A 2,500-nucleotide genomic window follows, 5' to 3' on the forward strand; every position below is an offset into this window, starting at 1 on the left:
GTGTTGATTTCCGCCGAGAACTGACCCGGGATTGAGGGATTTTTCCATCGAGAAGTGACCCATGTTTGAACCCACCCCTGCTTGATGATCGCAGGGGACATTGGAGTGATAGACATGGCGTTACTGAGCGTTATCCGGCGCTGGCATCTGCGGGATGGGCTTTCGATCCGGGAGATTGCGCGGCGCACGGGACTGTCGCGGAACACGATCCGCAAATACCTGCGATCCGACGAGGTCGAGCCTCGTTTCAACGTGCCGGAGCGGCCGAGCAAGCTCGATACCTATGCCGAGCGGCTATCGGCCTGGCTGAGGACGGAAGCGAACAGGCCGCGCAAGCAGAAGCGCACGATCAAGCAGTTGCACGCCGACCTGATGAGTCTCGGCTATGAGGGCTCTTACGGCCGTGTCGCCGCCTTTGCACGTGCCTGGAAAGAAGAGCGTCAGCGTCAGATGCAAACGAGCGGGCGCGGCACCTTCGTGCCGCTGGCGTTCGAACCAGGGGAAGCCTTCCAGTTCGACTGGTCGGAGGACTGGGCGGTTCTCGGCGGCGAGCGCACCAAGCTGCAGGTTGCGCACTTCAAGCTGAGCTATAGCCGTGCCTTCATCGTGCGGGCCTATCCGCTACAAACGCACGAGATGCTGTTCGATGCCCACAACCACGCCTTCCGGGTTCTGGGCGGCGTTCCCCGGCGCGGGATCTACGACAACATGCGCACGGCGGTCGACAGGATCGGCCGCGGCAAGGAACGACAGGTCAATGCCCGCTTCTCGGCCATGGCCAGCCACTATCTGTTCGAGGCCGAGTTCTGCAATCCGGCCTCGGGGTGGGAGAAGGGACAGGTCGAGAAGAACGTCCAGGACGCCCGCCACCGGTTATGGCAGCCGATGCCGCGCTTTCCATCGCTGGAGGCGCTGAACGACTGGCTGGAGCAGCGATGCCGGGAGCTGTGGCAACAGATTCCCCATGGCCTCAGACCCGGAACGATCGAGGACATCCGGGCTGAGGAGGCTCAGTTCCTGATGCCGATGCCTCGCCTCTTCGACGGCTTCGTCGAATACACCAAGCGGGTCTCTCCAACCTGCCTGGTTCATCTGGAGCGCAACCGCTACAGCGTGCCGGCATCCTTCGCCAACCGGCCGGTCAGCCTCCGGGTCTATCCGGAACGGATCGTGGTTGCTGCCGAAGGGCAGCTCATCTGCGAGCACCGCCGCATCATCGAGCGGTCGCACGACCGTCTTGGCCAGACCGTCTACGATTGGCGGCATTATCTGGCGGTCATCCAGCGCAAGCCGGGAGCCTTGCGCAACGGCGCGCCCTTCACCGAACTGCCCGAAGCCTTCAAGCAGTTGCAGCAGCACCTGCTCAGGAAGCCCGGCGGTGACCGGGAGATGGTCGAGATCCTGGCCCTTGTCCTGCAGCATGACGAGCAGGCCGTGCTGGCGGCAGTGGAGATGGCACTCGAGGCCGGCGTTCCCACCAAGGTCCATATCCTCAATCTGCTGCACAGGTTGGTCGATGGCAGGCCGATCGCGGCACCTGTCGTGGATGCACCGCAGGCACTGAGCCTGGCCAAGGAGCCACAGGCCAATGTCGAGCGCTACGATGCGCTGCGCCCGGCCAGGGAGGTGCGCCATGCGTCATGATCCCGCCAGCGGCGCCATCGTCATCATGCTCCGAAGCCTGAAGATGCATGGCATGGCGGAGGCCGTCGCCGAACTGACCGAACAGGCCGCTCCCGCCTTCGAGGCCGCCATCCCGATCCTGTCGCAACTGCTGAAGGCCGAGATGGCAGAACGGGAGGTCAGATCCACCGCCTATCAGCTCAAGGCAGCCCGCTTCCCCGTCTATCGCGACCTGGCCGGCTTCGACTTCGCCAGCAGCGAGATCAACGAAGCACTCGTGCGCCAGCTCCATCGCTGTGAGTTCATGGAGGATGCCAACAACGTCGTGCTTGTCGGAGGTCCAGGCACCGGAAAGACCCACATCGCTACAGCTCTCGGCGTGCAGGCGGTCGAGCATCATCGCAAGCGTGTCCGCTTCTTCTCCACCGTCGAACTCGTCAACGTGCTCGAACAGGAGAAGGCCCAGGGCAGAGCAGGTCAGATCGCCAATCGGCTTGCTCATTCCGATCTCGTCATCCTCGACGAACTCGGATATCTGCCCTTCAGCGCATCAGGCGGGGCGCTGCTGTTCCATCTGCTGAGCACCCTCTACGAGCGCACCAGCGTCGTCATCACCACCAATCTCAGCTTCAGCGAGTGGGCTACCGTCTTTGGCGACGCCAAGATGACAACCGCGCTGCTCGATCGGCTGACCCATCACTGCCACATCCTGGAGACCGGAAACGACAGCTTCCGCTTCAAAAACAGCTCCGCCCAGGCCACAGGCAAAAAGAAGGAGAAAGCCGCGCCCTTGACCACAACCTGAGACCCAAACCATACATGAAGGCGGGTCACTTCTCGACGAAAATCCCGGGTCAGCTCTCAGCGGAAATCAACA

Annotated in this window: 2 protein-coding genes; both read left to right on the forward strand. The window is 62.5% G+C overall.

The window, feature by feature from the left end; all coding sequences use genetic code 11:
- Positions 1–114 precede the first annotated feature (114 nt).
- A complete protein-coding gene (istA, locus tag C7T96_RS23745) occupies positions 115–1,644 on the forward strand; it encodes an IS21 family transposase (protein WP_106573734.1) in 1,530 nt (509 codons plus the stop codon).
- Positions 1,634–2,428 carry an IS21-like element helper ATPase IstB gene (gene istB / locus C7T96_RS23750; RefSeq protein ID WP_106573735.1) on the forward strand — a complete coding sequence of 265 codons (795 nt, stop codon included), beginning with the start codon at positions 1,634–1,636 and terminating at the stop codon, positions 2,426–2,428. Before istA ends, istB begins: the two co-directional genes overlap by 11 nt.
- The last annotated feature ends 72 nt before the right edge of the window (positions 2,429–2,500 follow it).

The sequence above is a fragment of the Nitratireductor sp. StC3 genome (genome assembly GCF_003015025.1).
In the GTDB taxonomy this organism is placed as follows: domain Bacteria; phylum Pseudomonadota; class Alphaproteobacteria; order Rhizobiales; family Rhizobiaceae; genus Mangrovimarina; species Mangrovimarina alexandrii.